The sequence below is a fragment of the Nostoc sp. NMS8 genome (assembly GCF_017115045.1).
Classification (GTDB): Bacteria; Cyanobacteriota; Cyanobacteriia; order Cyanobacteriales; family Nostocaceae; genus Nostoc.
On the sequence record NZ_JABXKK010000042.1, the window covers coordinates 26821 to 53357 of the forward strand.

The window sequence follows — 26537 nt, forward strand, 5'->3', positions numbered from 1 at the left end:
TATTGCTCCTTCCAGATTTGCACCATCTAAACTTGATATTGCAAGTCTTCAGGCATAACTTTTAATTCTTCAATTAGCCGCAGGGTAATCGGTGTATCCATATATATCTTGATAATTTTCGATTCGGCTTGCTAGTCTTTCTTTTATGGTGGTAAAATCGCAATTCCTTGTAGGTTAGGTGGAACGGAGTGTAACCCAACATTAAGCAGTTTATTTATAATGTTGGGTTCCGCTAACGCTATACCTAATCTTGTATCTTAAAAATAAGTTTTTGTAAGTGATACTTATACAAAAAGCTTATTTTGCTCTCGGCAGCCATGAGACATTGTTACAGGTTACAAAGTCTTCTACACTGACTGAAATAGGTTTTAACTCTTAACGGCGGCTCCTCATGACGGACAACGATTCTGAATACATCAGGCAAACTGAAGCTACTCGTGTGCGTGTACTAAGCGAAGCACTACCTTATATTCAACAATTCGCCGGTCGCACTGTTGTTGTCAAATATGGTGGCGCAGCGATGAAAGATAGCGCACTCAAAGACAAAGTTATCCGCGACATTGTATTCTTATCCTGCGTCGGTTTGCGTCCGATTGTAGTTCACGGCGGTGGCCCAGAAATTAACAGTTGGTTAGATAAGCTGGGCATCGAACCACAATTTAAAAATGGTCTGCGAGTCACTGATGCCGCCACAATGGATGTGGTGGAAATGGTTTTAGTTGGTCGAGTTAACAAAGAAATTGTCGCGCTAATTAACCAAGCTGGTGGATTAGCTGTAGGGCTTTGCGGTAAAGACGGTAATCTATTTACAGCCCGTCCCCAAGGTCAAGAAGGCATCGGTTTTGTGGGGGAAGTCAGTAATGTGAATATCAAGATTTTGGACACCCTTGCTAGCAATGGCTATATTCCGGTGGTGTCCAGCGTCGCCGCAGATGAGACGGGGCAAGCCTATAACATTAACGCCGATACTGTAGCCGGAGAAATCGCTGCTGCGTTAGGTGCAGAAAAGTTAATTTTACTGACCGATACCAGTGGAATTTTAAAAGATTACAAAGACCAATCTACTTTGATTCCGAAAGTAGATATCCGCGAAGCCCGCGAGTTGATTACCAATGGTATTGTTAGCGGTGGGATGATTCCCAAAGTGAGTTGTTGTGTACGATCGCTTGCTCAAGGAGTCCGTGCAGCACACATCATTGATGGTCGCATTCCCCACGCCCTATTACTAGAAATCTTTACCGATGTTGGGATTGGGACAATGATTCTCGGTTCGCAGTTTGCTTCCTAGAGGAAGAGATGCAGGGGAGGCAGAGGGAGTAGGGGGAACAGAGGGAGGTGAATATTAAAGACTCGTCCACGAGTAAAAAACGAATTTTAATTTAGACCAAATTACAGTTACAAATCATTTCCCCTGCCCCCTGCTCCCTGCCCCCTGCCCCTGCTCCCTGCCTCCTAACGCGGATAGGTAATAATAACCCGCGATCGCCCGCCACTAAATGGTGTACGACGCCATGAATTATTGATAATCACCGGATTAACTATGGTTGAGTCTCGAATTGACGGATTAACCAGAGTTGGATTAATTAGGGTGGAATTTCTCACATTTTGCCTGACTTGGGGATAGGAATAATCGCGGAAATGATTGCGTTGTGGGATTAATCCTGTTGCTGGGTCTACAGGCATAGGTGTGGGAATCGGGCTACCATAAATAAAGGAACCGACAGATGGCGACCGCCTGACTCCATAACCGCCATCAATCACGATCGCACGCTGGGCAGAAGCCGGAGCAATAGTTACACCCATCACTGCTAAAGTCATACCTGCTAAGAGCCAATTCAGTTGCGAATGCTTGATTTTCAACATAATTTTGCTCACCTGCATAAGATACCGGAATTTTTAATTAGAAAATAGTCGCAGCTACTTAGTTAAAATTTTAGAAGTTTATCCACTTTCAGATTGCCAGCTTTTAAAAAGATTCCAAAAAGATTGCTGATATTGGCAAAATTAAAATAGTGCTGATTTTTTATAGAAAACGTGAGTACAGAAAGTTTAGAAATTGCTCAAACCCTCTACGAGACTGGGAAATTTGCCTTTGAAAATGGGCAATACCGCGAAGCTGTAGAAAATTTAGAAAAGGCCAGTGCCCTGTTAGCTCGTAATTCTCGCCTTGGGGGCGAAGTAGAAATTCATCTGGTGACAGCTTATGAAGCGGCTGGACGCACAGATGATGCGATCGCTCTTTGCGAAAGACTCAAACGCCATCCCCATTTTGAAATCGGCAAACAAGCGCGGCAGATGCTTTACATCTTAAAAGCACCGAAGCTGAAAAGACCCAGCGAATGGATGACCCAAATTCCCGATTTAGGCGCATTATCTGATAATGAACTCAAAATTTCTATCGCTGCTAAACCTACTAAATCTTCTGTCCAGCAAAAGCCTAAACCTACGGAGCCAGAATTTGTTGACCTTAGTCAGGTCAATACCAGAGATAATCGCTTTATCTGGGTGGCGCTGATTGCTATCGGTTTAACCATCTCGTACTTGCTTTGGTTGAATTTTTCAGGAACCCCTAGCTGATAACATGTTGACTTTTGGGGAGATTTATGGTTTCAAATTCTTCAATTTTTGGAAAGATTTTCTTGTGGTTAATCAGACCATTCCGTTTTATATTTACACTGAATGGTCGAAATCGGATGAACCGCGTCTTTCCCATGCGAAATCCTATTCTATGGCTAGTGCTATTAACTTCACTGTTACTGACTGGTTGTGTTAAGTACGATGTGGGGCTTAACTTTGATAATTCAAATAGTGGTGAACTAGTACAGCATATTAAATTGGGAGAACGGCTAACCAGTTTTAGCGGCGATTCTGTATATGAATGGTTGAATAGCATAGAGCGCCGCGCCCGTCAACTAGAAGGAAAAACGCAGCGAGTTTCCCAAGAAGAAATCATTGTCACAATTCCTTTTAGTAGTGGTAGGGAATTGCAAGAAAAGTTCAACGAATTTTTTAACCCCCGTGCAAATCAACCCTCTGAGTCTGTGCAGAGCGAATCTGACTCAGAACTGCCGAAAATTGAATCAAACGTCCTCTTGGAGGAAAACAATTTTTTACTTTTAGTTAGAAATCGGTTAATTTATGATTTAGATTTGCGATCGCTCTCTCTAATTGCCAGTAAAGGTAACGTTCTGGCTAATGCTGGTTCAATTCTTGACTTAGAATTTAGCTTGAAGACTCCTTGGGGAGCCAAGAATATTCAACTCACTGAAACTGCAATTGAGCCAGAAAAAAATGGCAATCAATTAGTATGGAAACTCCAGCCTGGTGAGCTAAACCATATAGAAGCTATTTTCTGGCTTCCTAGCCCCCTTGGTATTGGTGGGTTGTTAATTATCCTGTTTGTATCGGGAGGATTGTACTTGAGATACAATTTCATGCCAGATCCCAGAATTCAGTTTCCTCCCAAAGCAGCAGCAATTCAAGAACAGTAGACTATTCATCTGTTGAATATTATCATTTAAGCCGATGAATAATGCATCGGCTTTTTTATACTTTATCCAGCTTTTTGTAAAAATGAGTTACAGCGAATTAGCCAAAGAAATTGTTCGTACTTCCTATTTGAAAGGCGAGTTTCGGTTACGTTCTGGTCAGGTATCTTCCCATTACTTTGATAAATACCAGTTTGAATCTAATCCTTTGTTACTGAAGCGGCTAGCTAAAGAAATGGTAAAAAAGATTCCCCCAGATACAGAAATTCTAGCAGGATTGGAATTAGGGGGAGTTCCTTTAGCGACAGCAATTTCATTAGAAATTGAATTACCAGTTGTCTTTGTTCGGAAAACAAAAAAAGAATATGGAACTGAAAAAATAGCAGAAGGAATTAATATTCAAGGAAAAAAGTTGTGTATTATTGAAGATGTTATTACAACAGGTGGTCAAGTTATAAATAGTACTGAAGCGCTACGTAATGAGGGTGCGATCGTGGACTTCGTAATTTGCGTAATCTGGCGCGGAAGTACACAAGACAATACTCTCGAAAAAGCTGGTATTCAAAAACTTGCTCTGTTTGATATGGAACAACTTTCAGTGTGGATGGAACTGTCTTAGAGAACTCCAAGAAATAAATTATCCAATATTGTGGGGTGGGCATCTTGCCCAGCATATAAGCTGGGCAAGATGCCCACCCCACAGGAGTTAATTGGATATTTTTTATTTGGAAGTTCCTAAGCAGATTAAAAAACCCTTGATTTTGCATTATTTAGTCCACGGAGGTGGACTTTGCTTGTGTAGCCGCGACTTCTAGTCGCCCGACTTATTAAGCTTAGAATTTCCTAACGGCGTCTGCTGCCAAAACCAGTTGAACGACGAGGGGCTGTACTACGCCCACTACCAAAGCCACTACCAGAATTGCGTCTGGTAGTGCTGGAGTTACCAGAAGGTCTTAAGTTACTGCCGCCAAAACCAGAACCAGAAGGACGGTTATTACCTGTAGTGCTACGCGGTGTATTGCGTACATTTGAATTTCCAGGATATGACCTTCTAATTGTCCCTGTATTACGGAACGCAGTACGGTTTGTTACGGCTGCGGGTGGCGCGTTGTAGCGAGTTTGGTAGTTTTGAACTGCTTGGCCATAGCTTCCGCCATATCCACCGAAGCCACTTAATCCTTGTCCTGATTGATAGACAGGGGGTACATAATACTGGGGTCTAAACAACAGACTACCAATTGCCTGACCCGCCAAGCTACCAGCCACAGACCCCGCAAAGGGTGCCCAGAAACTATTTTCTCGACGGACTACAGTCGTCTCTTGTTGTCCTGTTTGGGGATTGGTTTTATTTTCGGTAACGTTGTGGACGTACTCAAGTTTAAAGTCTTCCGTTAGATATAAAATCGGTTGTCCTTTTTCTACCTTCAGATAGGTTTTCTTACCCTGCTTTATTTCATCATCAGTTAACCGTGCCATTTGCAAATTTTCGGTTGAAAATGTCGGTGGCTTATTGTTAAGTAAAAACAAGCTGTACTCACCGCTTGCATCATCATAAGTAGCTTGTTGTATTTGATACTGTCCGTCACTCAGCTTAGTGGTATTAGAAGTTTGGTTAACGTTCTTAGCTGGAGGAGTAGTTTGATTTTCGCCACCACAGGCGACAGTTGTGATACACAAACTCAGAGCTAAAAAAACGGCTGTAAATTTACGTACTATGGTCATGATCATTGGATTATTGTCCTACCTCTGAGCTTAACAATTTCTCGATGTGAGTAGTAAGTACGGACTACCCAACAGATTACAAAGGAATCAATTCGGGATAATATTGCAACAGTTGATCGCTAGTGAGTTCATCGCCTAACTGTGCTGGCGAGAAATGCACCTGGATTGCCTGGAGCTTATGTTTATAGTGTAGGTTGATTAAGGCTTTCAAAGCTTCCTTGAGTGCCTGAACGTTAGAAAGGTCAGTTTCCAACTCTGGTACTTCTCCTTCATAAGCTACTGTAAGCATCACAATGACATTACGGGTTACAGGTATTGATAAAGGTTCATTCAATCCAGAGTCAGAATTGTAATTGGGTTCACTGAGATATCTTTGGGCAGAGTCAGTAAATAATTCATTGACATAATCACCCGCCTCGCCTTCACTCCAAAACACATCACCTTCGTTAGCAGCAGAAAGCCAATATTCATCATATTGCAGCAGGGTTTGGCTAATTTCTGCTAATCCTTCTCCCAAAACTTCTAAGTCACCATCGACATCGATCGCATCTCGCCCAGCACTATTTAATACTCCCAAAATTGGCGCTACTTCGCCTCCCCCTAAGTGCAGAAATAGGCGGAATACTACATAGCGGGTTCGACCGATCATTTTATTAAAAATGTTACTCATTTTCTTTTTCCATGTTTTTTTTCATTAGTCATGAGTCATTGGTCATTAGTTTAATACCCCATAACTAATGACTAATATAGTGAAATCCTTTAATGAAATCTATCACCATGTCTAAAGAAGGTAATATATATTTTGTTGGTTCACTGGATATATCATCATAAGCTGAAGCCTTGAGAGCAGAACGATTAATAAATCTTTTCCCAAAGTTGGGATGATCATGGACTATCAAAAGGTGAGCGCTGGAATTCGTTAAAATTATTTGAGTTGGGGCTTTACAAAAATTTAACTTTGCGGCAACTTCAATATTTTTTTTCACCTGTTTAATTGTTGTAGCCTGACTTATGGCTTGTTCTAAAAAAATATTTAATTGTTTCACCATATCGGGTGATTTTAAATCTTGGTTCCCAACAATTTGACTATTAATCATTTCCACCAGGCTGGAAATATTATTTTGAGTAGATGCGGCATCTAAAAAGGGAAGAATCACAATGTAAGCAGTGGAAAATAATGCTTCGTCGCTATCTACATGAAAAGTGAAAATAGTTCGACGACGACCACTTTCGATGCTTGGGGGTTGTTTTAGCCCTCGATATTCTTGAGCAATTTGGTAGTAAGCACCTGCGATCGCAAAATTGGCTTCGTGTTCTAATGCTGCATCAACTATAATCCTTATTGTTGGCGGTGTTTCGTTAAAAAAATCTCGTGACTCTTCAGAATGGAAGTTTTGGATAATGGAGCGATCGCCATTTGGACTCAGATCAACCCATTCACAAATCATCCCTTCGGTTTTTAAACCAAATCTGGAGGTAGCATAAAGCTTGGCTCCAGTTAAAGTTGCTCCTGTTAAGTCAGCACCAACCCATTCCGCTCTAATTAATTTTGCCTGAGTTAAGTTGGCGTGGACTAAACTCGTATTCGTTAAGTTGGCATTGCTTAAATCTGCGCCAATTAAATCAGCGCCGCTTAATTTTGCCCCGCTCAAATCTGCCCATCGGAGATTTGCACCGCTTAAATCTGCCCAACGGAGATTTGCACCGCTCAAGTCTGCCCCGCTCAAGTTAGCATGGCTGAGATTGGCTTGTCTGAGTTCAGCTTCTCGTAAATTTGCACCGCTTAGATCGGAACGACTCAGATCACTGGCATTTAAATTAGCCATCTCCAAATTAGCTCCCGTTAAGGAAGCACCTTTCAAGACAGTCTCATTCAAGTTAGCGTGACGGAGATTCGCTTGGCGGAGTGTCGCCTCTCGCAAATCGGCACTGGTGAGATCGGCTTCCAACAGATCAGCGCGACTGAGATCGGCACGAATTAACTCGGCGCGGATCAATGAGGCTCCTCTTAGTTGAGCGCGACTGAGATCCGCTCGAATCAAATTAGCGACGTTGAGACTAGCATTGTTCAAGATAGCGCTGCATAGATTCGCGCCACTTAGTCTTGCTACATTTAGCTTGGCATTGCTCAAGTTAGCTTCACTCAGATTCGCGCCACTCAGGTTAACTATACTCAAATTAGCATCCCTAAGATTCACACCACTGAGTTTGACCCCACTCAAGTTAGCTTCTGGGAGGTCAACACCACTAAAGTTTAAGACTCCTGCTGCATATTTTTCCAGTAATTCCTCTACAGTCATTGATGCTACCCCTTGGATGCCAACTTTAATAGTTGGTAAAGTCATAAAAACAGAATGTCAAAATCAAAAATGAATATTGGAATTTTAGGATTGGGACTGATTGGCGGATCTTTGGGTTTTGATTTGCGATCGCAAGGACATCATATCTTAGGAGTCAGTCGCCGTGAAGCCACCTGTCAAAAGGCAATTAGTCTCGGCAGTGTTGATGAAGCATCTGTTGATCTGAGTCTTTTAGCAGCCGCAGAAGTTGTATTTATTTGTACACCCCTAGCCCTTATTGTGCCCCAATTTGAACAGTTAATCGCTCATTTGTCTGTCGCTACAGTCGTAACTGATGTGGGTTCGGCGAAAGCACAGATAGTTAAGGAAATTTCTCCCCTTTGGGATAATTTTATCGGCGGTCATCCAATGGCGGGAAGAACAGACAATGGCATCGAAGCTGCACAACGGCATTTATTTGTCGATAAACCTTATGTTCTAACACCAACGACTGCAACACCAATTAGTGCAATTACAGTTGTGGAAGAAATTGTGCGATCGCTAGGAGCAAATATCTATTATTGTCAACCTGAGCAACATGACCGCGCTGTGAGTTGGATTTCCCATTTACCTGTAATGATCAGTTCCTCGTTGATTGCTGCTTGTTTGAGTGAAAGTGACCCCGATGTTTTGCAATTAGCCCAAAAGTTAGCTAGTTCCGGTTTTCGGGATACCAGCCGTGTGGGAGGCGGGAATCCAGAGTTGGGCGTGATGATGGCGCGGTATAATCGTCAAGCATTGCTGCGATCGCTGCAACAATATCGTCATCATCTTGATGAGTTGACTAACTTAATCGAGCAAGAAAATTGGGCAGTTTTAGAAGAAAAGTTTAAATCAAGGCAACAGGCACGACCTGATTTTGTTAAATAGTTGTTGGGTGCGTTAACGATAGCTGAACGCACCCATTTTTATATTTGGTGAGTTAATGATTGAGTTTGTTGGCTGCTTTTCTAGCAAGATAACTCTCCAGAGCTACTCAGGAATTCTAAGGAACGTGGATTAAATAAGATGCAAAACCTCATCCTGTCTCTAGCTCCACTCTCTTTTATAAGGAGAGGGATTGAGGGTAAGGTAAACCAGGGACAGAAATTGCATGTTATTTAATTCTTATTCCTAAGGATAAAATCTTTAAAAAATGCTACTCAACAGTTTGATAGCCACCAAACCGATGTACTATACAGATAAATTTACAAAAATCAACAATGGTAGAACGCCCAATCAAAAAATCGGAACGTCAGTCTCAAGAAAGTACTGACAAAAATTCCGAGAACACGGATTCTGTAACTCCGATTGAATCCAACCCCAAAAACTCAAAACCGAGCCGTAATCGCTCGGCTGATAAAGGGAAAAAATCATTAGGGGATGAAAACAGGCATCAGGGAAATCCTGCCCTAGCGCGTGGTCCAAAACCCGTTAAACCTCCAGCCCCCAAAGTCCAAACAGAAGAACTTGAAACCGAATCAGAATCCGTTTCTGAGGAGTCTCAAGAGTAGTATTACTATTGTTGCGTGTGATGTGGGAGGCTATAAGTATATCAAGACTGGGATTTCTGGCTTTGAAAGCAGCGATCGTGCCCCCCATCACCATTAGTACCGCAAGGCGGAATTAAAAATTAAAAATGAATACAACGTAAGAGTTTCATTGATTTGGAATGGGTGGTTTACTTGCGCTGTGCTGTATTAGGTTATTTTTAGCGATCGTATCATCTTACAGGTTTTCTGTATGTAAAATGCGCGGAAGGGTAGGTGTACAAATTCCACAGCCTCAAAAAAGTGCTTTTATCTCAACACCAGCGAGCATTTCACCCCATTAATGACTCGTTCATCATCCGCGAGATGTCTGAAAAGCTTACAAAAACTGGGTGTCAGCCTTCAATCTTTCCCGAAACTCTTCTCAAAGAAATTCTCTAATGCTATGATTGCTCTAGATTCGCGCAACCGCACCTTGAAAACTAAATATAGCTTGGCTTTCAGCCTGCCGCGATTGCAATTCATCAAAATCCCTATTAGGGATTGAAACGAACAATACCTGTTTTTTTCTTACCTGCTTCGTCAATTGCAATTCATCAAAATCCCTATTAGGGATTGAAACTTGTTCATGACAGTGAAGGATGCACTGCTGAAGAAAATTGCAATTCATCAAAATCCCTATTAGGGATTGAAACTTGTAAAGGGGACTGAGGACATTCTCAACAAATGATTGCAATTCATCAAAATCCCTATTAGGGATTGAAACCCGTAAGCCTGTTGCAGCGTTAGTGGCTTAATAAACATTGCAATTCATCAAAATCCCTATTAGGGATTGAAACAAAAATACTTCCAGCGTCGGTTTGATATTTTAATCTATTGCAATTCATCAAAATCCCTATTAGGGATTGAAACTCCCTTACCCGTTGCTGATAGTCCAAAATTTGCGCTATTGCAATTCTCAAAGTACCAATTAAGCGTGAGAGAAATTGCTTAATAGTAACTCTCTTTCCTCCCCTGCTTCCCCTACCTATATCTCAGCAGATGGCTTGCTTGTAAAGCTGATCCGTGGTTTGATTAAAATACGGCATCTGAATCAACTTAGTGTATTTTATTGACGAATCAATTATCTGAATTAACTTGTCAGCCACAAAGTAAATATAAAACTTTCCATGCCTATCCAAACCATCGGTATTTTAAGTCCTGGTGATATGGGACAGGCGATCGGAGCTGTTCTCAATCAACATGGATTGAAAACTATTGCAGCCCTAAACGATCGCAGTGAACGAACTCGGCAACTAGCAGCCGCAGCCAACATTCAAGATGTGGGTTCTCTCACGCAACTGGTAATTGAATCTGATGTAGTGTTATCAGTTCTAGTACCCGCAGCGGCTACCCAAGCAGCGCAGCAAGTAGCTGAGGCGATCGGTAATGTTGGTAAACCCATTCTCTATGTTGACTGTAATGCGATCGCACCCCAGAAAGTCATCAGTATCGGCCAACTCATTGAATCAGTTGGGGGAACATTCGTAGATGGATCAATTATTGGCCCACCACCGCGAGTTCCCAATCGCACCCGCATTTACACTTCAGGAAAACAAGCAAATCAACTCCTACAACTGCGGGATCATGGCTTAGATGTGCGGGTGATTGGTGATGAAATTGGTCAGGCTTCCGGGTTGAAAATGTCCTACGCCGCCCTGACAAAAGGACTTACAGCAATCAGCACAGAATTACTAATTGCAGCCCATCGTTTAGGTTTGGATAAAGAACTATGGGATGAAGTATCTAGTAGCCAACCAGAACTTGCCAGCATATTAACCCGTTCCATTCCATCGATGACACCAAAAGCCCATCGTTGGATAGGAGAAATGGAAGAGATTGCAGAAACCTTTAAAGAGTTGGGTCTAACAGAGCGCATTTTTTACGGAGCAGCCGACGTTTACCGTTTGGTGAAAGAAACCTCCTTGGGTAAAGAAACACCAGAGGAGTCTAATCGCGATCGCCCGTTGCATGAAATCATTACCATTCTTTCCGATGAAGCAAGCTCTGACACCTGATCTTGAGTATTTTAAAGATGAGGTAAAAAGCGATAATCTATGACTCAAGAGCAATGGACTGCGGTTGATCGTTACTTTACCGATTTGCTTGTACCGTCAGATCCCGCACTAGATACAGCCCTCCAGACTAGCGCCGCCGCCGGACTGCCGCCATACAACGTTTCACCGAACCAAGGCAAGCTGCTGCTACTATTGGCGCAAATCCAAGGGGCGCGAAGCATTCTGGAGATTGGTACGCTGGGCGGCTATAGTACAATCTGGCTGGCGCGGGCGTTACCCAGCGACGGTCGCCTAATCACGCTGGAGGCTGACCCAAAACACGCTGAAGTCGCCCGTGCCAATATCGCCCACGCTGGTTTGTCTAAACTGGTTGACCTCCGGCTCGGACAGGCACTTTCTACGCTGCCACAGATTGCCGCCGAGAATCAGGGGCCATTTGACTTGATTTTCATTGACGCTGACAAGCCAAACAATCCCGAATATTTCGCGTGGGCGCTCAAACTTTCCCGTCGCGGCAGCCTCATCATCGCCGATAATGTTGTGCGTAACGGAGCCGTGATTGATTCTGCCAGCACCGATCCTAGCGTCCAGGGAGTGCGCCGCTTCAATGAACTACTGGCCTCTGAGCCGCGTGTCAATGCTACAGCAATCCAGACTGTGGGCAGCAAAGGATACGATGGTTTTGCGATCGCGATCGTGATCTAGAGGAATAGGAAAAACGTTGAAGTTGGAAACCGCGTCTACACAAATAAAACCCACCTCCGTGGGTTTCAAAACCTTGATTTGACCTTAGTCCGCGGAGGTGGACAATCCCTGTGTAGCCGCGAATTCCATTCGCCAGGGCTGTGCTTTATTTGGAAGTTCCTAAAACACATTTAAGTCTTAATCAGGCGGTGGATCGTTGGCAATAGTGAAATTTGAGACAAAATCACTCGACTTGCCGCTCTTGATCGCATCAAAAGTACCTTTAATGGTTCCAGCAATGGGAACAGCAACCAGCGTCCCCAACAACCCAGCAATCTCAAATCCCATCAAAATAGCTACAAAAATCCAGATAGGATTTAGCCCGATAAAGTTGCCGAGTAACCTGGGAGCTAACAGGTTATCTTTAAGCTGCTGCATCAAAATCGCCGCGATCGCAACCTGAACTGCCAACCACCAATTTTGCAACAGTACTAAAATCGTCACTAGACCAATACCTAAAGACGCCCCAATGAAGGGAATAAGTTCTGAAATACCGATTAATATGGCAAATAACAGAGCAAAAGGTACCTTCATTATTAAGAAAATTGGCGTTAGGGTTAGCACCATGAATAGTCCTAGCAACAACTGGCTGAGAAAGAAATTCTGGAAATTTAGGCGCAAGGATGCGGTCAGAGGATCTGCAATATTAGAGGGCAAAAGATTGACTAGACCATACCAGACGCGATCGCCATATAAAAGCATATAAAATGCAAGCACAATGACTAACACTATGTCAAGTAATCCTGAGAGCAGTGTTCCAGCAAATCCCACTGCACCAGAAGCTAGCTGTTGCACCAAATTCTGAATATTGGCATTGATTTGACTACTTACAATCCTCAAATCAATTGGCAAACGTCGTTGTTTGGCCACCATTTCAAACTGCTCTAGGTTTGCTTGACTAGCGGTTAACCAATCAGGAATCTTATTTAACAGTTGGATGGTTTGCTCAATGATCAACGGCACTAAGGTAACGCCTAGAATCCCAAGCAGGGTTAAGGTTGCAAGTAAAACGATGATCACCGCCTGAGTGCGAGTAATCTGAGCGCGTTCAAAGAACTTAACCGGGTAATTTAGGAGAAAAGCCAGAATCGCCGCAATACTCAAGATGGTAATGGGATGCTGGAAATAGCGAAAAAGTACGGACAGTAGCCAGACATTGAGAGCGATAATCGGGCCACTCAGACCATAAATTAACAGGCGTTGAAGGGAGGCTGAACGGCGCATCTTATGCAACCTATTTTAGGTATTCCTTGAGAGAACTTGTAAAATTCTTGATGGCACTGATTATTATCTGATCATCATAGATATTTTTAACAAAGATATGTATAAGCGTATCTGATAGGAAGGAAACAAATCAAAATGGACAAAACTGTAGCTGACCTTCGCAAAGACTACACCTTGGAAGGTTTAAGCGAACTCGAAGTAGACCTCAATCCTTTTATCCAATTTAAAAAATGGTTCGATCAGGCACTAGCAGCACAACTCCCCGAACCCAATGCTATGACCATTGCCACTGTTACACCAGATGGTAAGCCTTCAGCCAGAATGGTGTTACTTAAGGATTTTGATGAACGCGGCTTCGCCTTCTTTACCAACTACAACAGTCACAAAGGACAACAACTAGCAGAAAATCCCCAGGCGGCTTTAGTCTTTTGGTGGGCAGAACTGGAACGTCAAGTCAGAATTTCGGGGTATGTGGAGAAAGTATCCGTTACTGAATCTGACCAGTATTTTGAAAGTCGCCCTGCCAAGAGTCGCCTGGGCGCGTGGGTATCGAATCAAAGTGAGGTGATAGCAAGCCGAGAAATCCTGGAGCGACGCTTGCAAGAATTCTACAGCAAATATGAAAATCAGGAGATTCCTCGACCGCCTCATTGGGGAGGCTTACGAGTGATCCCCACAGAAATTGAGTTTTGGCAAGGACGCCCTAGCCGTCTGCACGATCGCTTGCTTTATAGCCGTTTAGATAATGGCACTTGGAAAATTGAGCGGTTGTCACCTTAATTGTTTTACTCTGAAGTAGGCTTTTGACCGCTTCCCCAAGGCGGTATTTCGCTTGCTCTGGGTGACAATTTTGGTTCTGTAAATTCTGTTTTACGTGGTTTTCCTAAGTTTTTAGGGGGTTGTGGTCTTGTTTCTGTCAGTTTTTGATCGGGTTCTTTGGATTCACTTTCACCTAGTTTCCCTACTATGTTAGGAGGTTGTTGTTTTTCTTCTGTTGGTTGTTGATCGGATTTTAGGTTCTCGTTTTCGCTCATTTTGATTTATCTCCTTTGTAACTATAACCATTTAGCTGTTTTGAGGACTTCTTCTATAGATTTGGCAAAGTCCTTCTGAGTTAGTGTCGAAAGTTGGGGAACTTCATTAAATTTCTTCAACAGATGGAACTTTAATTCCGTAATACCTTCACAAATGCCTTGCAACTCTGGATCTTGGTCTGCCCAGTCCCAGAAAATGCGCTCCCCGTCTCTAGCAAGAGCATAAATTAAGTAACGACGGGCTTTTAGAAGTGCAGCTTCTACTCCTGCATTTTGACGGTGAGCGATCGCATACCAACACGCTAAGTTATATAAAAAGCGGTGGTTTAGCTCCGATGTTTCGTCCCAACCCGTCAAGACCTTTTCTATTTCCTGTTTTGCTTCTTGAACTAAATTATCTATTTCATTTTTCTTGTCTTGAGCTAAATCATCTATTTTCACTAGCCCAGTTATTGCTTTACCAACCCTAATTCTGCGCTTGACAGATTCATCTTGACATCTTTCAAGCGCCTTATCATATTGCAAAATTGCTTCACGCCGCCAATACAGACCTTCCTTAAAACTGTATATGTCAGCCAGATTTTCGTAAGGTTGATACCAGTTTGGGTAGAGAACTATTGCATGTTGCAAATCCTCAATAGCCAACTCGCCGAAGAAACTGCCATGAGTTTGAGCGCTGGCTTGATTGAGAGCGCCAAAAAAGTTATGAACCTGTCCTTGATAGCGGTTACGTCTGTCACCAAAGTAAGTCCAAGGTATAACTGTTAACATTTCACGCCGACAAAGTTCTAATGCCAGCCAACGGGTAGCTGATTTTAAAAGCTTCCTATAGCGGTCTTTAAGTACCTGTGTTGACGAATCATTCTGAGCATCAAACTCCCAGATAGTGTAAAGCTTAGAGGATAAGCGACCTTCTATATTCGTGATTTCAAATGTAATTCCCAACCTACTGTGTTCTTTGCCTTGACTTTGAAGGATACTGGTAACTTTAGTGCCAAAGGGTGGGAATATCACCTTGAGCAGATGCACGATAGGGTCGATTTGGTCAGGTGTAAACTCGCTCAGGGAAGCAACTAAGTCAGCAAGTCGTTGTTCTGGAGTTGCTTGTGGTAGCGGCAATTGATCGCGAGAGCGATAGGTTTCTGGCCCTGCACTTTTTATGTGTTCCTTCATCCGCTGGCGCACATCTTTCATCTCCTGTACCAGCATTTCTCGCGCTAATTGACTCAGCCCTGGTAACACTTTATCAAGTTCTTCATCAGCACCAGAATAATTGCTAAAGTTATCAATGATCAGTTGGGATGAGCGATAAGCAATCAGTAACAGCAGCCGATAGAGTACGAGAATACTCAATACAGCAATCACTGCCTTTGCCAAAGTGAAAGCGATCGCAGTTAAGCTTTTATCAAGCGCTTCTAGATCCTCTGCAAATTTACTAATAGGAACTGTCTTGTTTGGCTTACTGGGTGTTGATGTTGCAGTAGGTTTGGGAGTAGCAGTAATCTGTGGCGTAGATATACGCGTTTGAGCAAAAGCTGGGGTATCGATGAGCAGCAATAAAGCGAACAATAAGAAAATGCGAGCTTTCACAACTTCAATATTTTTAGCTTCTGGTGAGAGAGAAATGTTACTTGTTGATTATAAGCGACCAAGAGTTTCCCAGAATTTATTAGTGATTGATTTCTAAAATGAATACTTCACCGATAAACTGCCAGTAACCTATCCATCAGGAACCTCTAAATGGATTAGTAGCCTTGAGGGGTAACTAATCAGACTTCTATTTGTGTTGCCATGTCTGTTGAATGGAAATGCACTGCATTACCACTGAGCGATCGCATCTTGAATTGCTGCCCGTGCTTCTGATAAAGATTTGGTACGGGCATCATCTTCGTTTAGACTATTAGCGTTAATAAATTGAATGTCTGTAATCCCAATAAAACCAAATACCGTTCGTAGGTATGGTTCTTGGAAGTCATAAGCAATGAAAGGAGATGTGGCGCTAAAGTCACCGCCGCGAGATGTGATGATAACTGCCTTTTTACCCTGGACTAACCCCTTAAAACCTTGAGCATCTAGAGCAACAGTCCGGTTTATGCGAACAATTTGGTCAATGTAAGCCTTGAAGGTGGAAGGTATAGTAAAGTTATACATTGGCACTCCAAAGACGTAGCGATCGGCTGCCAAAAACTCATCTACTAACTCATCAGAAATCCTGATGGCTTCTGTTAATTCTGGGGTATGGGTTTCTGGTGGTGAGAACGACGCTGCAATCCAAGCTTCATCAACGTGAGGAACTGGATGATGCCCTAAATCTCGGTAGGCGATCGCATCTTCAGGATGCGCGGCTTTCCAAGCACTGACAAATTCCTTAGATAGTTCTCTGGAGTGCGATCGTTCAGCACGGGGGCTGGAATCAATATGTAGAATGTTTACCATCAAATATCTCCTGATTAGCTAGAATTTCTGCTTTGACTGTTTTTGAGTCTAAATTTGAAAGCATTACAGCAGATACTAAAAGTAACTAGTTACTAAAGTAAAGTAGTTACCATAAAGTAACTGTAGAAAGGGATAGACAATAGTTTCATTAGACATCTCCAGAAATTCAATATGCGTTACCCATAACCCTTGTAGAGAGGTAGCACTGCTACGTCTCTACATTCTTTTTCGGAAATGTCTATTGTAATAATTAAGCGGTCTTAAAAAATCGAATGATTTCGCGGACATGATCGAGAAATTGCCCGTCGGTGGAAAGTTGCGCGATCGCATTTCTGGCTTCTCTTGCCAAACGCTCATGTTCGGTTTGATTTGTCGCTCGTAATTCCTCGAAGTTAGCCGCAATTCGGGCTAAGTCTCTGCGAGTCTCTTCAGCAAAGCGTTGTTGAGTTGCAGAGAACGAATAGGGCTGTTCTGGGTTGAGTTGATCTTCCAACGACTGAATCTTTTGTTCCAATGTAGAGAAGCGATCGCGCAGTTCAAAAATATCTTCGCGGGGATACTTCCATTCTTGGCGAATCATCGCTAACCGCGCATATAAATACTCATAAGCGCGAATCGCGGGACGCAGAATTGTTAATAACAAAGCTGCACCAGAACTTATATACCCTACCGTACTAATACCAGTGGCAGCCAAAGTATAAAGACCAACGGTTGAGAATAAGTGTAAAGCAATGGCAACCCAGAGCGATCGCTTGGCCAAAAGTGTGACATACTTCACTTGTTTTCCATCGACTGGAATTCCTTTCTCAGTTGATTGTGCTGCTTCTGCTAAGACTTCTTTGGCTTGAAAATGCACATTCCACGGTACGGTAACAATTACCAACAGCCACCAAAAACTTGCACCACCAATCACCCAATCAAGAAAGTTACCCGCAGGGATGTGCAACCATTGCAGTAGTCCAAAAGCCGCCAGCACTACAACTACAATTCCAGCTATAGAACTGATAAAAAAGTTAATATACATCTTGCCCTGTCTCCGGTGAAACTATTACCTCGATCATGACTGTAACCCAGCATTTGTACGTAAATTATTGTGATGGTTTTTCTCTTTGCACACACCAGCTTTTCGATCAGATAGCTACGGCAATTACAGCAAATTTTAGGTAAATAGACCACACAGAACCAAGGCGGTTTATAACCGCCGATTTAACTTGAGTTTGATAAACCTCTCCTTGGCTTGAACTTTAGTTCAAGGCTGTCCCTCTCCGACTCGGAGAAGGACGGTTTTGGGTAGTAAAACTAGGGAGAGGTCTTTTATTACAGCTAATTGACACTATATGACTCGTCGAACTCACGGTGATTTAACGTTGGGTTGACTACCTTTTTATGGAAAATAGCAACAGGAAGGATTGTGATGGTTTTGATAGTTGCACATACCAGCTATTGAATGAGATAGCTACGCCAAATTGATTGAGTATTTTTACTACCTTTTTCTGGAAGCAGCAATCGCCAGGTTTTACCTTCTTGCTGAATTTGCAGGTAAACATCAAAGGGTTTTTGTGGTTGCGTCAAGCTTCGTTTTGGTAACTTAACAATCAAGTCATAAGTTCCCCGAACGTGGAAAGCTGGTAAATTTTCAATGGTTAGGGGTTGTTCCTGGGTAATTGATAGCCGCTTGATTTCAAATCCTTGAAAATCTAAATCCAACTGTTGGCTAAGTTTTTGTTGAGTTTGTTCTAGCCCAAGTGCGATCGCTTTTTGCACTAACTCGCTAGTCGGTAGCAGTCCAATACTGCCACAAGCTGTTACTAACACTAGCAATATTGCTGTCAAAACTAACCGCACCATGTTATTCCTGAGATTCCACTTATCAGCGATAGTATAACTGTAGATTCTCTTAATTTTCTCATCTACCATGCCAAAACAGTCTATAGGTCTTGATAACCAACTCTACAATTATCTTTTATCCGTTTCGCTGCGGGAACCAGAGATTCTTAGGAAGTTGCGCCAAGAAACTGCCAATCATCCCCGGAGTGGAATGCAGATTTCACCAGAACAAGGGCAGTTTATGAGACTTCTGGTACAGTTAATTGGAGCGAAAAAAACCTTGGAAGTGGGAGTGTTTACAGGTTATAGCTCACTTTCTGTTGCTTTGACATTACCAGCTGATGGGAAAATCATTGCTGCGGATGTGAGTGAAGAATTTACTGCGATCGCCCGCCGATATTGGCAAGAAGCTGGGGTTGCCGATAAAATCGATTTGCGATTAGCACCAGGTTTAGAAACTTTAGATCAGTTATTGGCAACTGGGCAAGCTGAGACATTTGATTTTGCTTTTATTGATGCCGATAAAGAAAATTATGATGGATATTATGAGCGATCGCTGCAATTAGTCCGTCCAGGTGGATTAATTGCGATTGACAATGTTTTATGGTCAGGAAAAGTTGCTGACGAGCAAATTCAAGATGAAAGCACCCAAGCACTCCGGGCGCTCAACAAAAAGTTACATCATGACGAACGGATAACACTCTCTCTTGTCCCCATCGCCGATGGACTTACTTTAGCTATCAAGCGACCTTAGATGAGTGCTGAGTGCTGAGTAAGAAGAAGAGTACTCAGCACTGAGTATGGTAAAAGAAGTTTGGAAATCTTGAGAGGTTAATGTTGGGTTTCACTACGTTCCACCCAACCTTATATCTTAGAAATAGTAGTAGACCTTTAGGCGATAAAACAGTTCTGCACTTGAAAAGGGGGTAAAAGATGGTTAGAAGCAGGTTTTTTTCAGGATTTTGCGTAAATTAAGCTGCTAGCCAATGTTTTGTGTCCAAAGTCCAATATAATACGGTAAATCAATAAACTTATCGGGCATTGCCGTAGGTTTACTGAAATCTAATATTTATTGATCCCTGAAAGCAGAGTAATAATGTTGACTAAGTTCTCTCCAACCCAACTGTTAGGTATGGCTTTTGCCTTCCTCCAGAGGTTCCAACAACGAAGAATCCGCACTTTTTCCATACTGTTTGTAGTAGGACTTGGCTTAACTTTAGCTCTCTCTGCTTGTTCTCCAAGTGCAAGCGACAACTCTAACTCTGGCACACCAGAGACAACCCAAACCCCCACCGCTAGTCCAGCAGCTACCGGTATTACAGTTCGCATCGGCTATCAGAAAGCCTCAACTGTCCTCTATGCGCTGAAGGGAAGAGGGGAATTAGAGAAAGCTTTCGCGGCTTCAGGATCTTCCGTAACTTGGTCGGAATTTCCGGCTGGTCCCCCAATGCTAGAGGCATTGAATGCAGGGAGTATTGATTTTGGCTATACCGGAGAATCACCACCTATATTTGCTCAAGCTGGGGGTATTCCTTTGGTTTATGTTGCCTACGATCCTTGGAGTTCCAAGGCTGAAGCCATTTTAGTACCGAAGAATTCACCTATTAAAAGTGTAGCTGAACTCAAGGGCAAAAAAGTTGCCTTTGCCAAAGGTTCTAATGCTAACTATCTATTAGTGAAAGCGCTGGAAAAAGCAGGGATACAATACAGTGACATCAAGCCAGCAACTCTGCCCCCAGCCGATGCTCGTGCTGCTTTTGAGGGAAATAACGTTGATGCTTGGGCAATTTGGGACCCTTACTTAGCCGCAGCAGAAGCAGCAACAGGCGCACGTACTTTAGTAGACGCGACGGGATTAGCCCCCAATCGTGGTTATTATTTGGCTGCAAAATCTTTTGTTGATGCCAAGCCGGATGCTTTGAAAATAGTTTTGGATGGAGTCAAGAAAGTTAGTGACTGGGCAAAAAATAATCCTACTGAAGTTGCTAAGTTTCTTTCCCCAGCTTTGGGTATAGATGCTCCTGTGTTGGAAACAGCAGAAAAGCGGCGTCAATATGATGTACTTCCGCTCACTGATGAAGTGATTACTAAACAACAAGAAGTTGCAGATACCTTCTACAAAATTAAATTGATTCCAAAAGAAATCAATGTTAAGGAAATTGTTTGGCAAGGCAAGTAAATAATTCGTAATGACGCTCTCTACGTTCGCGCAGCGTGTCGCAGACAGACGCTAAAAGCGTAGCTTGCTTCTCTGAAAGAGTACGCGGACTAGCTACCGCTGCGCTAACGTAATTCGTAATTTTTGAATTACGAATTACTGTGAAGAATAATCATAGCTAAGTAAGTATATACAACTAAACCTCATCTATGTTGAAATCTAGAGTTTTTTAAAAGATATATATATTTATGTAGGTTGGGTGGAGTGAAATGCAACCCAACATTACCACAAAATTTTATGTTGGGTTACGCTATCGCTGCACCCAACTTACAAAACTACGGTTCTCAAGGTAGACGAGGTTTAATTTTAATTTTTTTAAGAGCGATTTAAATATTCTTTAGATTCATATCCAACTATTCGTAAAATTCACCAATCGTGTATTTGTCATCCAGTCTTTATTGCTGCACAACCACATTTGCAACCAGACGCTTCTGAATACAGCCCTGAAGATGAATAGTGAAGTACTCCGGCTTGCTACGCTGAAGCCGGAGCTTCAAAATAACAACCATCATCGTTTCGCGTCTCGTTCGTCGTTGCCACGTTGGGTATATCACAGGGATATTCGGGACTAAACCCGATAATGGTCTTACACGGCGTTTCTGGTATTGCTACCTTTATCTCTTCATGGAGAGAACCCGCGCAGCCGTCCGCCTTCCGCAGACAGTTTTATTACTTTTCCGTACACCTCTGTATGGCTTATTTTTACCGCAGGACGTAACCTTGCGAACCAGTGACCGAAGTCTTTCCCCTTTTCTCTCGCTCTTAGTCTAGGCAAGCGTATTACCGCTACTGTAGCCGTTTGTTATATGAGTCGAGTGGGCGGGTCAACAACCATTTATATATTACCTATAGATGTATCCATTCTGATGATACATTATGAAAGAAAAATCCATTAGAGTTAGGCTTTCCCAAAAACGAAATGACAAACTAAAAGCTCATGCGAGCAGCAAAGAAAAAACAGTTACGCAGTTGGTTGAAGACTTGATCGATAGGTTGCCTAGCCCCAAGATTGACGACTCCTTATCCAACCCACTCCCCGATCAATCTGACGATTGATATTGGTCGGAGTTGGAATCATCGCCGTCCGCTCCCTATCCCCACCCTACTAAGAGTTGAGGGTGGGGACTTCCGCGATACGTTAAAATTAACTTATGAAATACTTGCTATGGAATATTGATAATACACTAAAGATTATTCACCGCTGATGAACTCCAAAATTTATTATGGCTTTGTTAGGTCAGAAAAATCGATTTATCAGTAAGCTTAATCGCCGAGATTTAAATGCCAGCCAGTTAAGTGTGCTAATTATATCTAGCATCTTTTTATTTCTAGGAACTACTGGTGGCGTGGCGCAAGTCAGAACAGCACATAAGTCAGGATTCACACTGCAACTTTTACATACTTCCGACCAAGAAGCCGGTGTCCCCGCGCTGAAGGATGCACCGAACTTTTCGGCGGTGTTGAATGCACTCAAAAATCAAGATGCTAATGGTGACGGGAAACCTGATTATCCGAATACCTTAATTCTTTCATCTGGAGATACCTATATTCCCAGTCCCTTCTTATTTGCCAGTGACACAGTTTTTGGTGGTCAGGGACGAGGAGATATTTTAATTCTAAATGCTCTTGGTTTTAGTGCGATCGCCTTTGGCAATCACGAATTTGACTTGGGTACGGGTGTTGTTGCTGACTTAATCCGCGCTAAAGAAGATTACCCAGGTACAAAATTTCCCTATCTCAGCTCGAATCTCGATTTCAGCACTGATAAAGACCTAGCAAAATTAGTTACTGCTGATGGACAAGAAGCAAGTAAAATTTCTAATAAAATTGCCCGTAACACCATCATTACCGTCAATGGTGAAAAAATTGCTGTAATTGGGGCGACAACTCCCACGCTGCGAACTATCTCTTCTCCCGGCGGTGTGACGGTGTTACCCAAAGAATTTAATGACCGTAATGCCGCAGACATCGCCGCCTTAGCTGCTGAAATTCAAACTTCTGTTGATACACTGCTGACAAAAAACCCAGAAATTAATAAAGTCATTTTATTGGCACACATGCAGCAAATTGCCATTGAGCAAAAGCTAGCAGAATTACTTAAGGGAGTAGATATCATTGTTGCTGGTGGTTCCAATACTTTACTAGCCGACAAAACAGACCGTCTTCGAGTGGGTGATAAATCTGCCGGAACTTATCCAATCATCAAAAAAGCAGCAGATGGAAATCCGATAGCGATAGTTAATACCGATGGAAACTATGGCTATGTTGGTCGTTTAGTAGTTAACTTTGATGCTAATGGAGTAATTATTCCTCAGAGTATTGACCCCAAAATTAGCGGTGCTTATGCGACTGATTCCCCAGGAGTCGCGGCTGTAGGCGGGAAACCTGACCCCAAAATTGTCGCCATTACAGAAGCACTCAAAAAAGTGATTATTGCCCAAGATGGCCAAATTTTTGGGAAAACCAACGTTTTTCTCAATGGCTGGCGGGGTGATGTCCGCACCCAAGAAACGAATTTAGGAAATTTGACAGCCGAAGCTAATTTAGCGATCGCTAAACGATACGATCCTAAAACTGTCATTTCCATTAAAAACGGCGGTGGTATTCGTGACAATATCGGTATATATACTTTTCCCCCAGGTTCGACTCGCTCACAAGATGCGATCAAACTACCACCGCAAGCAAATCCTGTGGCAGGCAAGAAAGAAAAAGAAATTTCCCAACTTGATATCACCAATGCTTTACGATTTAACAATGGCTTGACTTTAGTTACTCTGAATGCCATAGAATTGCTGACGGTAATTGAACACAGCGTCGCAGCCATAGCACCAGGTTCTACACCTGGCAGTTTTCCCCAAGTAGCGGGATTAGCCTTTAGCTTTGACCCAGACTTGCCAGCAGGTAAGCGTGTCAAATCCCTTGCTATCAAAGATGGAAAAGGCAAAATTATTGATGTAGTAGTTAAAAATGCAGAGTTAGTGGGCGATCCTAATCGGGTTTTCCGCACTGTTACTCTCAACTTTCTAGCAAGTGGTGGTGATGGCTATCCTTTTCCTAAAAGAGAACGAGTTGATTTGACATCAAAAGATGCTGATAAGAGTAAACGCACAGGTTTAGCTACCTTTGCTGCTGATGGTTCTGAGCAAGATGCATTAGCAGAATATCTAGCTGCTAACTTTAAGCAGATTCCCTTTGCTCAAGAGGATGTACCACCGGCTGAAGATACTCGCATTCAAAATCTTAAATTCCGTAAAGATGGGGTGTTTTGACTTGGGGATTGGGGACTGGGGACTGGGGATTATGAAATTTCTTGCCCAGTCGCTAATACAGTTCAGAATGAGCAACAAAACACTTGCAGAGACGGCGATTTATCGCGTCTCGAAAACCCAAAATTGTTGCCAGTCGTCCTTAACCCAAGCGTATTGTCCTAGTCTCTAGTAAAGAGTCTTGAAGCACCCATTACTTACCCTCAAGTTTGGTCAAAGTTGATTTCGCGCTTTTAGTTGCAGATATCGCTCAACTAACTGATCGGCAATTTGATTTGCTGGTGCATCTAGTACCAATACACCTTTTTGTTTTAGTTGGGCATAAGCCACTTGTCGTTGCATTAATAAATCTAGTGATACTGCACGGGCATAAGCACCTGTAACATCATCGGTGAAGGTGTTTGCTAGACGATCGACTTGTGGATCTCGCAGAGTAACGCAAAAGGGGAGATAGCGGGGCGCTAGTTTGGAGAGTGCGGCTAGGAGTTCTGTAGAGGCGGTGGCATCAACTAAATCGGTAATCACTACTACCAGCGCCCTCCGAGTTTGTCGCTGCAAAACATTTGTCACCGCCCCCAAATAATCAGATTCAAATAACACTGGTTGAATGGGAGTCAGGCGATCGATTAGCTGATTCAGATGATGTTGACCGCGTTCTGGGGGAATCCACGTATGCATCTGGCGGTCAAATACACCAACACCAACGCGATCGCCTCGATGTAAACCTGCCAAAGCTAAGGATAAAGTTGCATTTAAACCCCAGTCAAATCGCTGCAAACTCTGCACTTTAGCCGTCATCAACCGTCCGCGATCGAGTAATATCAGTAGTGTTTGTTCCTGTTCTGGTTCTAGAACTCTCACCAGTGGCATAGCATTACCATAAGCGCCAACCCGACGGGCAGTAGCTTTCCAATCAATAAACCGCAAATCGTCACCGATGCGATAGTTTCGCAGTTCAGCAAACTCTGTACCAATACCAATTTTGCGAGATTGGCGTATTGATCCCGATGATTGCAGTGTCAGACGAATTGTGAGCGATCGCAATCCGACTAAATCAGGATAAACTTTCACTGGCAGACTTTGAGGGATTTGCCAATCATCCCAAGCTAATCCCCAAATCCCCAACTGTCGAACTTGGATATTCCCCCAAGGAAACTCTCCGCGCTGTGTCGGGTGGACAGTATACGTCAATTCCTCGGTGCTGTTACTGGGAATAATCGCGTTTAGTGTAGGTGCAGAAACGCCAAATCCTGTTGGGTAATAGTCGCAGATTTCAATTTGGGCGTTGGTATTTGGCGATGTCACCTTCAGCACCACGGGATTATCCCGCCCAATGGATAACCGTGATGGTAATTCGCGGGTAATTTGCACGCGAGAACGCCGCACCTGTAAACCATCTATAACCATCAGTCCGAGAACGATGGCATCAAATAGCACAGTAATGGCGATGGCTGCTCTAACGTTCAGAAATAAGGATAGGATCGGAGCGATCGCTATACCCAAAACCAATAATAAATAAACTCGTTTGGAAGGAACCATTTTTTAAAGCGAGAAGATAATTTAAAGCGGGAATAGGACAGAAATTATATGAAAGTTTACGAAATTCAAAGCAACGCCGGGATTGATGCCCTAGCGTTAGTCGATCGCCCCCAAGCAAAACCCGCAGCTGGACAAGTTCTCATTCAAATCAAAGCAATATCCTTAAATTACCGCGATCTGCTTGTTATTGAAGGATCTTACGGTACTCGACAGAAATATCCGTTAATTCCGGTATCTGACGGTGCAGGGGAAGTGGTGGCGGTGGGGGAAGGTGTGACACGGGTAAAAATAGGCGATCGCGTGGCTGGTATTTTCTTCCAAGACTGGATTTATGGCTCTTTAACTAAAGAGAAAATGAAATCTGATCTCGGAGGTGGGATCGATGGAATGCTGGCTGAGTATGTTGTATTACACCAAGATGGTTTAGTGATATTACCTGAATACTTATCCTATATTGAAGGTGCAACTTTACCTTGTGCAGCAGTTACAGCTTGGCACGGACTAGTGACAAAAGGCAATATTGGCGCAGGTGATAGTATTTTATTACTCGGTACTGGAGGAGTTTCAATTTTTGCTCTCCAGTTTGCTAAGATACATGGTGCGAGAGCAATTATTACTTCCAGCAATGATCAGAAGTTGGCACGGGCGAAACAACTTGGCGCTGACGAGACAATCAACTATAAAACAACACCAGATTGGGAAAAGCAAGTTTATCAATTAACTAATCGCACAGGTGTAGATCATGTAGTTGAAGTAGGCGGTGCAGGTACTCTACCAAAATCGCTACAAGCAGTCCGGATTGGGGGACATATTAGTTTGATTGGCGTATTGTCAGGTAGAGGAAATGAGATTGACCCCATGCCAATACTTTTTAAGAGTTTAACAGTTCAGGGAATTTATGTTGGCAGTCGTGAAATGTTTGAGGCGATGAATCAGGCGATGCAACAACATCAAATTAAACCGATTATTGATCGAGTTTTCCCCTTCACTGAGGCACGAGAGGCTTATCATTACCTCAAAAGCGCGGCTCACTTTGGAAAAGTCGTAATTCGTAATTCGTAATTAGGACTTACGCAGTGAAAACCTGAAACCTCGATCCCCCCTAACCCCCCTTAAAAAGGCAGGGCTGTTTCATTCCCTAAAACAGGTAAAATTGCAAGGGTAGAAGGGGGGG

The 26537-nt window shown here is 42.9% G+C and carries 24 protein-coding genes and 1 CRISPR repeat array; of the genes, 13 read left to right on the forward strand and 11 right to left on the reverse strand.

The features are described from left to right. The first annotated feature begins 391 nt into the window (after positions 1–391). Entirely contained in the window at positions 392–1288 is an 897-nt protein-coding gene (gene argB, locus HWQ39_RS07255) for an acetylglutamate kinase (protein WP_292843041.1), read from the forward strand. A 164-nt stretch (positions 1289–1452) separates the two neighbouring features. Here argB and HWQ39_RS07260 read toward each other — a convergent pair whose 3' ends face one another. Continuing rightward, positions 1453–1863 carry a hypothetical protein gene (locus HWQ39_RS07260; RefSeq protein WP_292843043.1) on the reverse strand — a complete coding sequence of 137 codons (411 nt, stop codon included), beginning with the start codon at positions 1861–1863 and terminating at the stop codon, positions 1453–1455. A 171-nt stretch (positions 1864–2034) separates the two neighbouring features. Here HWQ39_RS07260 and HWQ39_RS07265 point away from each other — a divergent pair, with 171 nt between their 5' ends. From HWQ39_RS07265 to pyrE, 3 genes are all read left to right on the forward strand, one after another. Beyond that, on the forward strand, positions 2035–2577 hold the full coding sequence (locus HWQ39_RS07265) for a tetratricopeptide repeat protein (protein ID WP_292843045.1): 543 nt from the start codon (positions 2035–2037) through the stop codon (positions 2575–2577). A gap of 26 nt (positions 2578–2603) precedes the next feature. Beyond that, positions 2604–3491, forward strand: coding sequence for a DUF3153 domain-containing protein (locus HWQ39_RS07270; RefSeq protein WP_292843047.1), 888 nt, complete (start codon positions 2604–2606; stop codon positions 3489–3491). Positions 3492–3573: 82 nt separating this feature from the next. Further along, a complete protein-coding gene (pyrE, locus tag HWQ39_RS07275; protein WP_292843049.1) occupies positions 3574–4107 on the forward strand; it encodes an orotate phosphoribosyltransferase in 534 nt (177 codons plus the stop codon). A 224-nt stretch (positions 4108–4331) separates the two neighbouring features. Here pyrE and HWQ39_RS07280 read toward each other — a convergent pair whose 3' ends face one another. The 3 genes from HWQ39_RS07280 to HWQ39_RS07290 form a co-directional block, all read right to left on the reverse strand. Further along, entirely contained in the window at positions 4332–5216 is an 885-nt protein-coding gene (locus HWQ39_RS07280; RefSeq protein WP_292843051.1) for a hypothetical protein, read from the reverse strand. A 70-nt stretch (positions 5217–5286) separates the two neighbouring features. Further along, positions 5287–5880 carry a DUF1517 domain-containing protein gene (locus tag HWQ39_RS07285; RefSeq protein WP_292843053.1) on the reverse strand — a complete coding sequence of 198 codons (594 nt, stop codon included), beginning with the start codon at positions 5878–5880 and terminating at the stop codon, positions 5287–5289. A 64-nt stretch (positions 5881–5944) separates the two neighbouring features. Beyond that, entirely contained in the window at positions 5945–7510 is a 1566-nt protein-coding gene (locus tag HWQ39_RS07290; protein ID WP_292843087.1) for a pentapeptide repeat-containing protein, read from the reverse strand. A 69-nt stretch (positions 7511–7579) separates the two neighbouring features. Here HWQ39_RS07290 and HWQ39_RS07295 point away from each other — a divergent pair, with 69 nt between their 5' ends. The 4 genes from HWQ39_RS07295 (at position 7580) to HWQ39_RS07310 (ending at position 11780) form a co-directional block, all read left to right on the forward strand. Next, on the forward strand, positions 7580–8419 hold the full coding sequence (locus HWQ39_RS07295) for a prephenate/arogenate dehydrogenase (protein WP_292843055.1): 840 nt from the start codon (positions 7580–7582) through the stop codon (positions 8417–8419). Positions 8420–8751: 332 nt separating this feature from the next. Continuing rightward, on the forward strand, positions 8752–9042 hold the full coding sequence (locus HWQ39_RS07300) for a hypothetical protein (protein WP_292843057.1): 291 nt from the start codon (positions 8752–8754) through the stop codon (positions 9040–9042). Between the two features lie 489 nt (positions 9043–9531). Then, a CRISPR array of direct repeats spans positions 9532–10003; the repeat unit is 37 nt; unit sequence ATTGCAATTCATCAAAATCCCTATTAGGGATTGAAAC. Positions 10004–10187: 184 nt separating this feature from the next. Next, a complete protein-coding gene (locus tag HWQ39_RS07305) occupies positions 10188–11075 on the forward strand; it encodes an NAD(P)-dependent oxidoreductase (RefSeq protein WP_292843059.1) in 888 nt (295 codons plus the stop codon). A 39-nt stretch (positions 11076–11114) separates the two neighbouring features. Beyond that, on the forward strand, positions 11115–11780 hold the full coding sequence (locus HWQ39_RS07310) for an O-methyltransferase (protein WP_292843061.1): 666 nt from the start codon (positions 11115–11117) through the stop codon (positions 11778–11780). 177 nt (positions 11781–11957) lie between these two features. Here the strand turns inward: HWQ39_RS07310 and HWQ39_RS07315 are convergent, their stop codons facing one another. Next, positions 11958–13043, reverse strand: a complete 1086-nt coding sequence (locus HWQ39_RS07315) for an AI-2E family transporter (protein ID WP_292843063.1) — start codon at positions 13041–13043, stop codon at positions 11958–11960. A 135-nt stretch (positions 13044–13178) separates the two neighbouring features. Between HWQ39_RS07315 and pdxH the strand changes: the two genes are divergently transcribed. Further along, the gene (gene pdxH / locus HWQ39_RS07320) at positions 13179–13823 is read left to right on the forward strand and encodes a pyridoxamine 5'-phosphate oxidase (protein ID WP_292843065.1); all 645 of its coding nucleotides are present in this window, start codon (positions 13179–13181) and stop codon (positions 13821–13823) included. Between the two features lie 5 nt (positions 13824–13828). Here the strand turns inward: pdxH and HWQ39_RS07325 are convergent, their stop codons facing one another. From HWQ39_RS07325 to HWQ39_RS07345, 5 genes are all read right to left on the reverse strand, one after another. After that, positions 13829–14077: a hypothetical protein gene (locus HWQ39_RS07325; RefSeq protein ID WP_292843067.1), complete on the reverse strand. Its 249-nt coding sequence runs from the start codon at positions 14075–14077 to the stop codon at positions 13829–13831. A gap of 21 nt (positions 14078–14098) precedes the next feature. After that, the gene (locus HWQ39_RS07330; protein WP_292843069.1) at positions 14099–15667 is read right to left on the reverse strand and encodes a hypothetical protein; all 1569 of its coding nucleotides are present in this window, start codon (positions 15665–15667) and stop codon (positions 14099–14101) included. 228 nt (positions 15668–15895) lie between these two features. Beyond that, on the reverse strand, positions 15896–16513 hold the full coding sequence (locus HWQ39_RS07335; protein ID WP_292843071.1) for an FMN-dependent NADH-azoreductase: 618 nt from the start codon (positions 16511–16513) through the stop codon (positions 15896–15898). A 250-nt stretch (positions 16514–16763) separates the two neighbouring features. Then, entirely contained in the window at positions 16764–17537 is a 774-nt protein-coding gene (locus HWQ39_RS07340; protein ID WP_292843073.1) for a hypothetical protein, read from the reverse strand. 416 nt (positions 17538–17953) lie between these two features. After that, positions 17954–18361, reverse strand: coding sequence for a hypothetical protein (locus tag HWQ39_RS07345; protein ID WP_292843089.1), 408 nt, complete (start codon positions 18359–18361; stop codon positions 17954–17956). A 67-nt stretch (positions 18362–18428) separates the two neighbouring features. Here HWQ39_RS07345 and HWQ39_RS07350 point away from each other — a divergent pair, with 67 nt between their 5' ends. The 3 genes from HWQ39_RS07350 to HWQ39_RS07360 all read left to right on the forward strand — a co-directional run bounded on the left by HWQ39_RS07350 (position 18429) and on the right by HWQ39_RS07360 (position 23827). Beyond that, positions 18429–19094 carry a class I SAM-dependent methyltransferase gene (locus HWQ39_RS07350; protein ID WP_292843075.1) on the forward strand — a complete coding sequence of 222 codons (666 nt, stop codon included), beginning with the start codon at positions 18429–18431 and terminating at the stop codon, positions 19092–19094. Between the two features lie 342 nt (positions 19095–19436). Beyond that, complete coding sequence (locus tag HWQ39_RS07355; RefSeq protein WP_292843077.1) at positions 19437–20519, forward strand: sulfonate ABC transporter substrate-binding protein; 1083 nt, start codon at positions 19437–19439, stop codon at positions 20517–20519. Between the two features lie 1262 nt (positions 20520–21781). Continuing rightward, positions 21782–23827 carry a bifunctional metallophosphatase/5'-nucleotidase gene (locus tag HWQ39_RS07360; protein ID WP_292843079.1) on the forward strand — a complete coding sequence of 682 codons (2046 nt, stop codon included), beginning with the start codon at positions 21782–21784 and terminating at the stop codon, positions 23825–23827. A 210-nt stretch (positions 23828–24037) separates the two neighbouring features. On the opposite strand, the gene HWQ39_RS07365 is transcribed toward HWQ39_RS07360, so the two are convergent. Next, on the reverse strand, positions 24038–25363 hold the full coding sequence (locus tag HWQ39_RS07365) for a DUF58 domain-containing protein (RefSeq protein WP_292843081.1): 1326 nt from the start codon (positions 25361–25363) through the stop codon (positions 24038–24040). Between the two features lie 48 nt (positions 25364–25411). On the opposite strand from HWQ39_RS07365, the gene HWQ39_RS07370 reads away from it, so the two are divergent. Beyond that, a complete protein-coding gene (locus tag HWQ39_RS07370) occupies positions 25412–26425 on the forward strand; it encodes an NAD(P)-dependent alcohol dehydrogenase (RefSeq protein ID WP_292843083.1) in 1014 nt (337 codons plus the stop codon). Positions 26426–26537 lie beyond the last annotated feature (112 nt).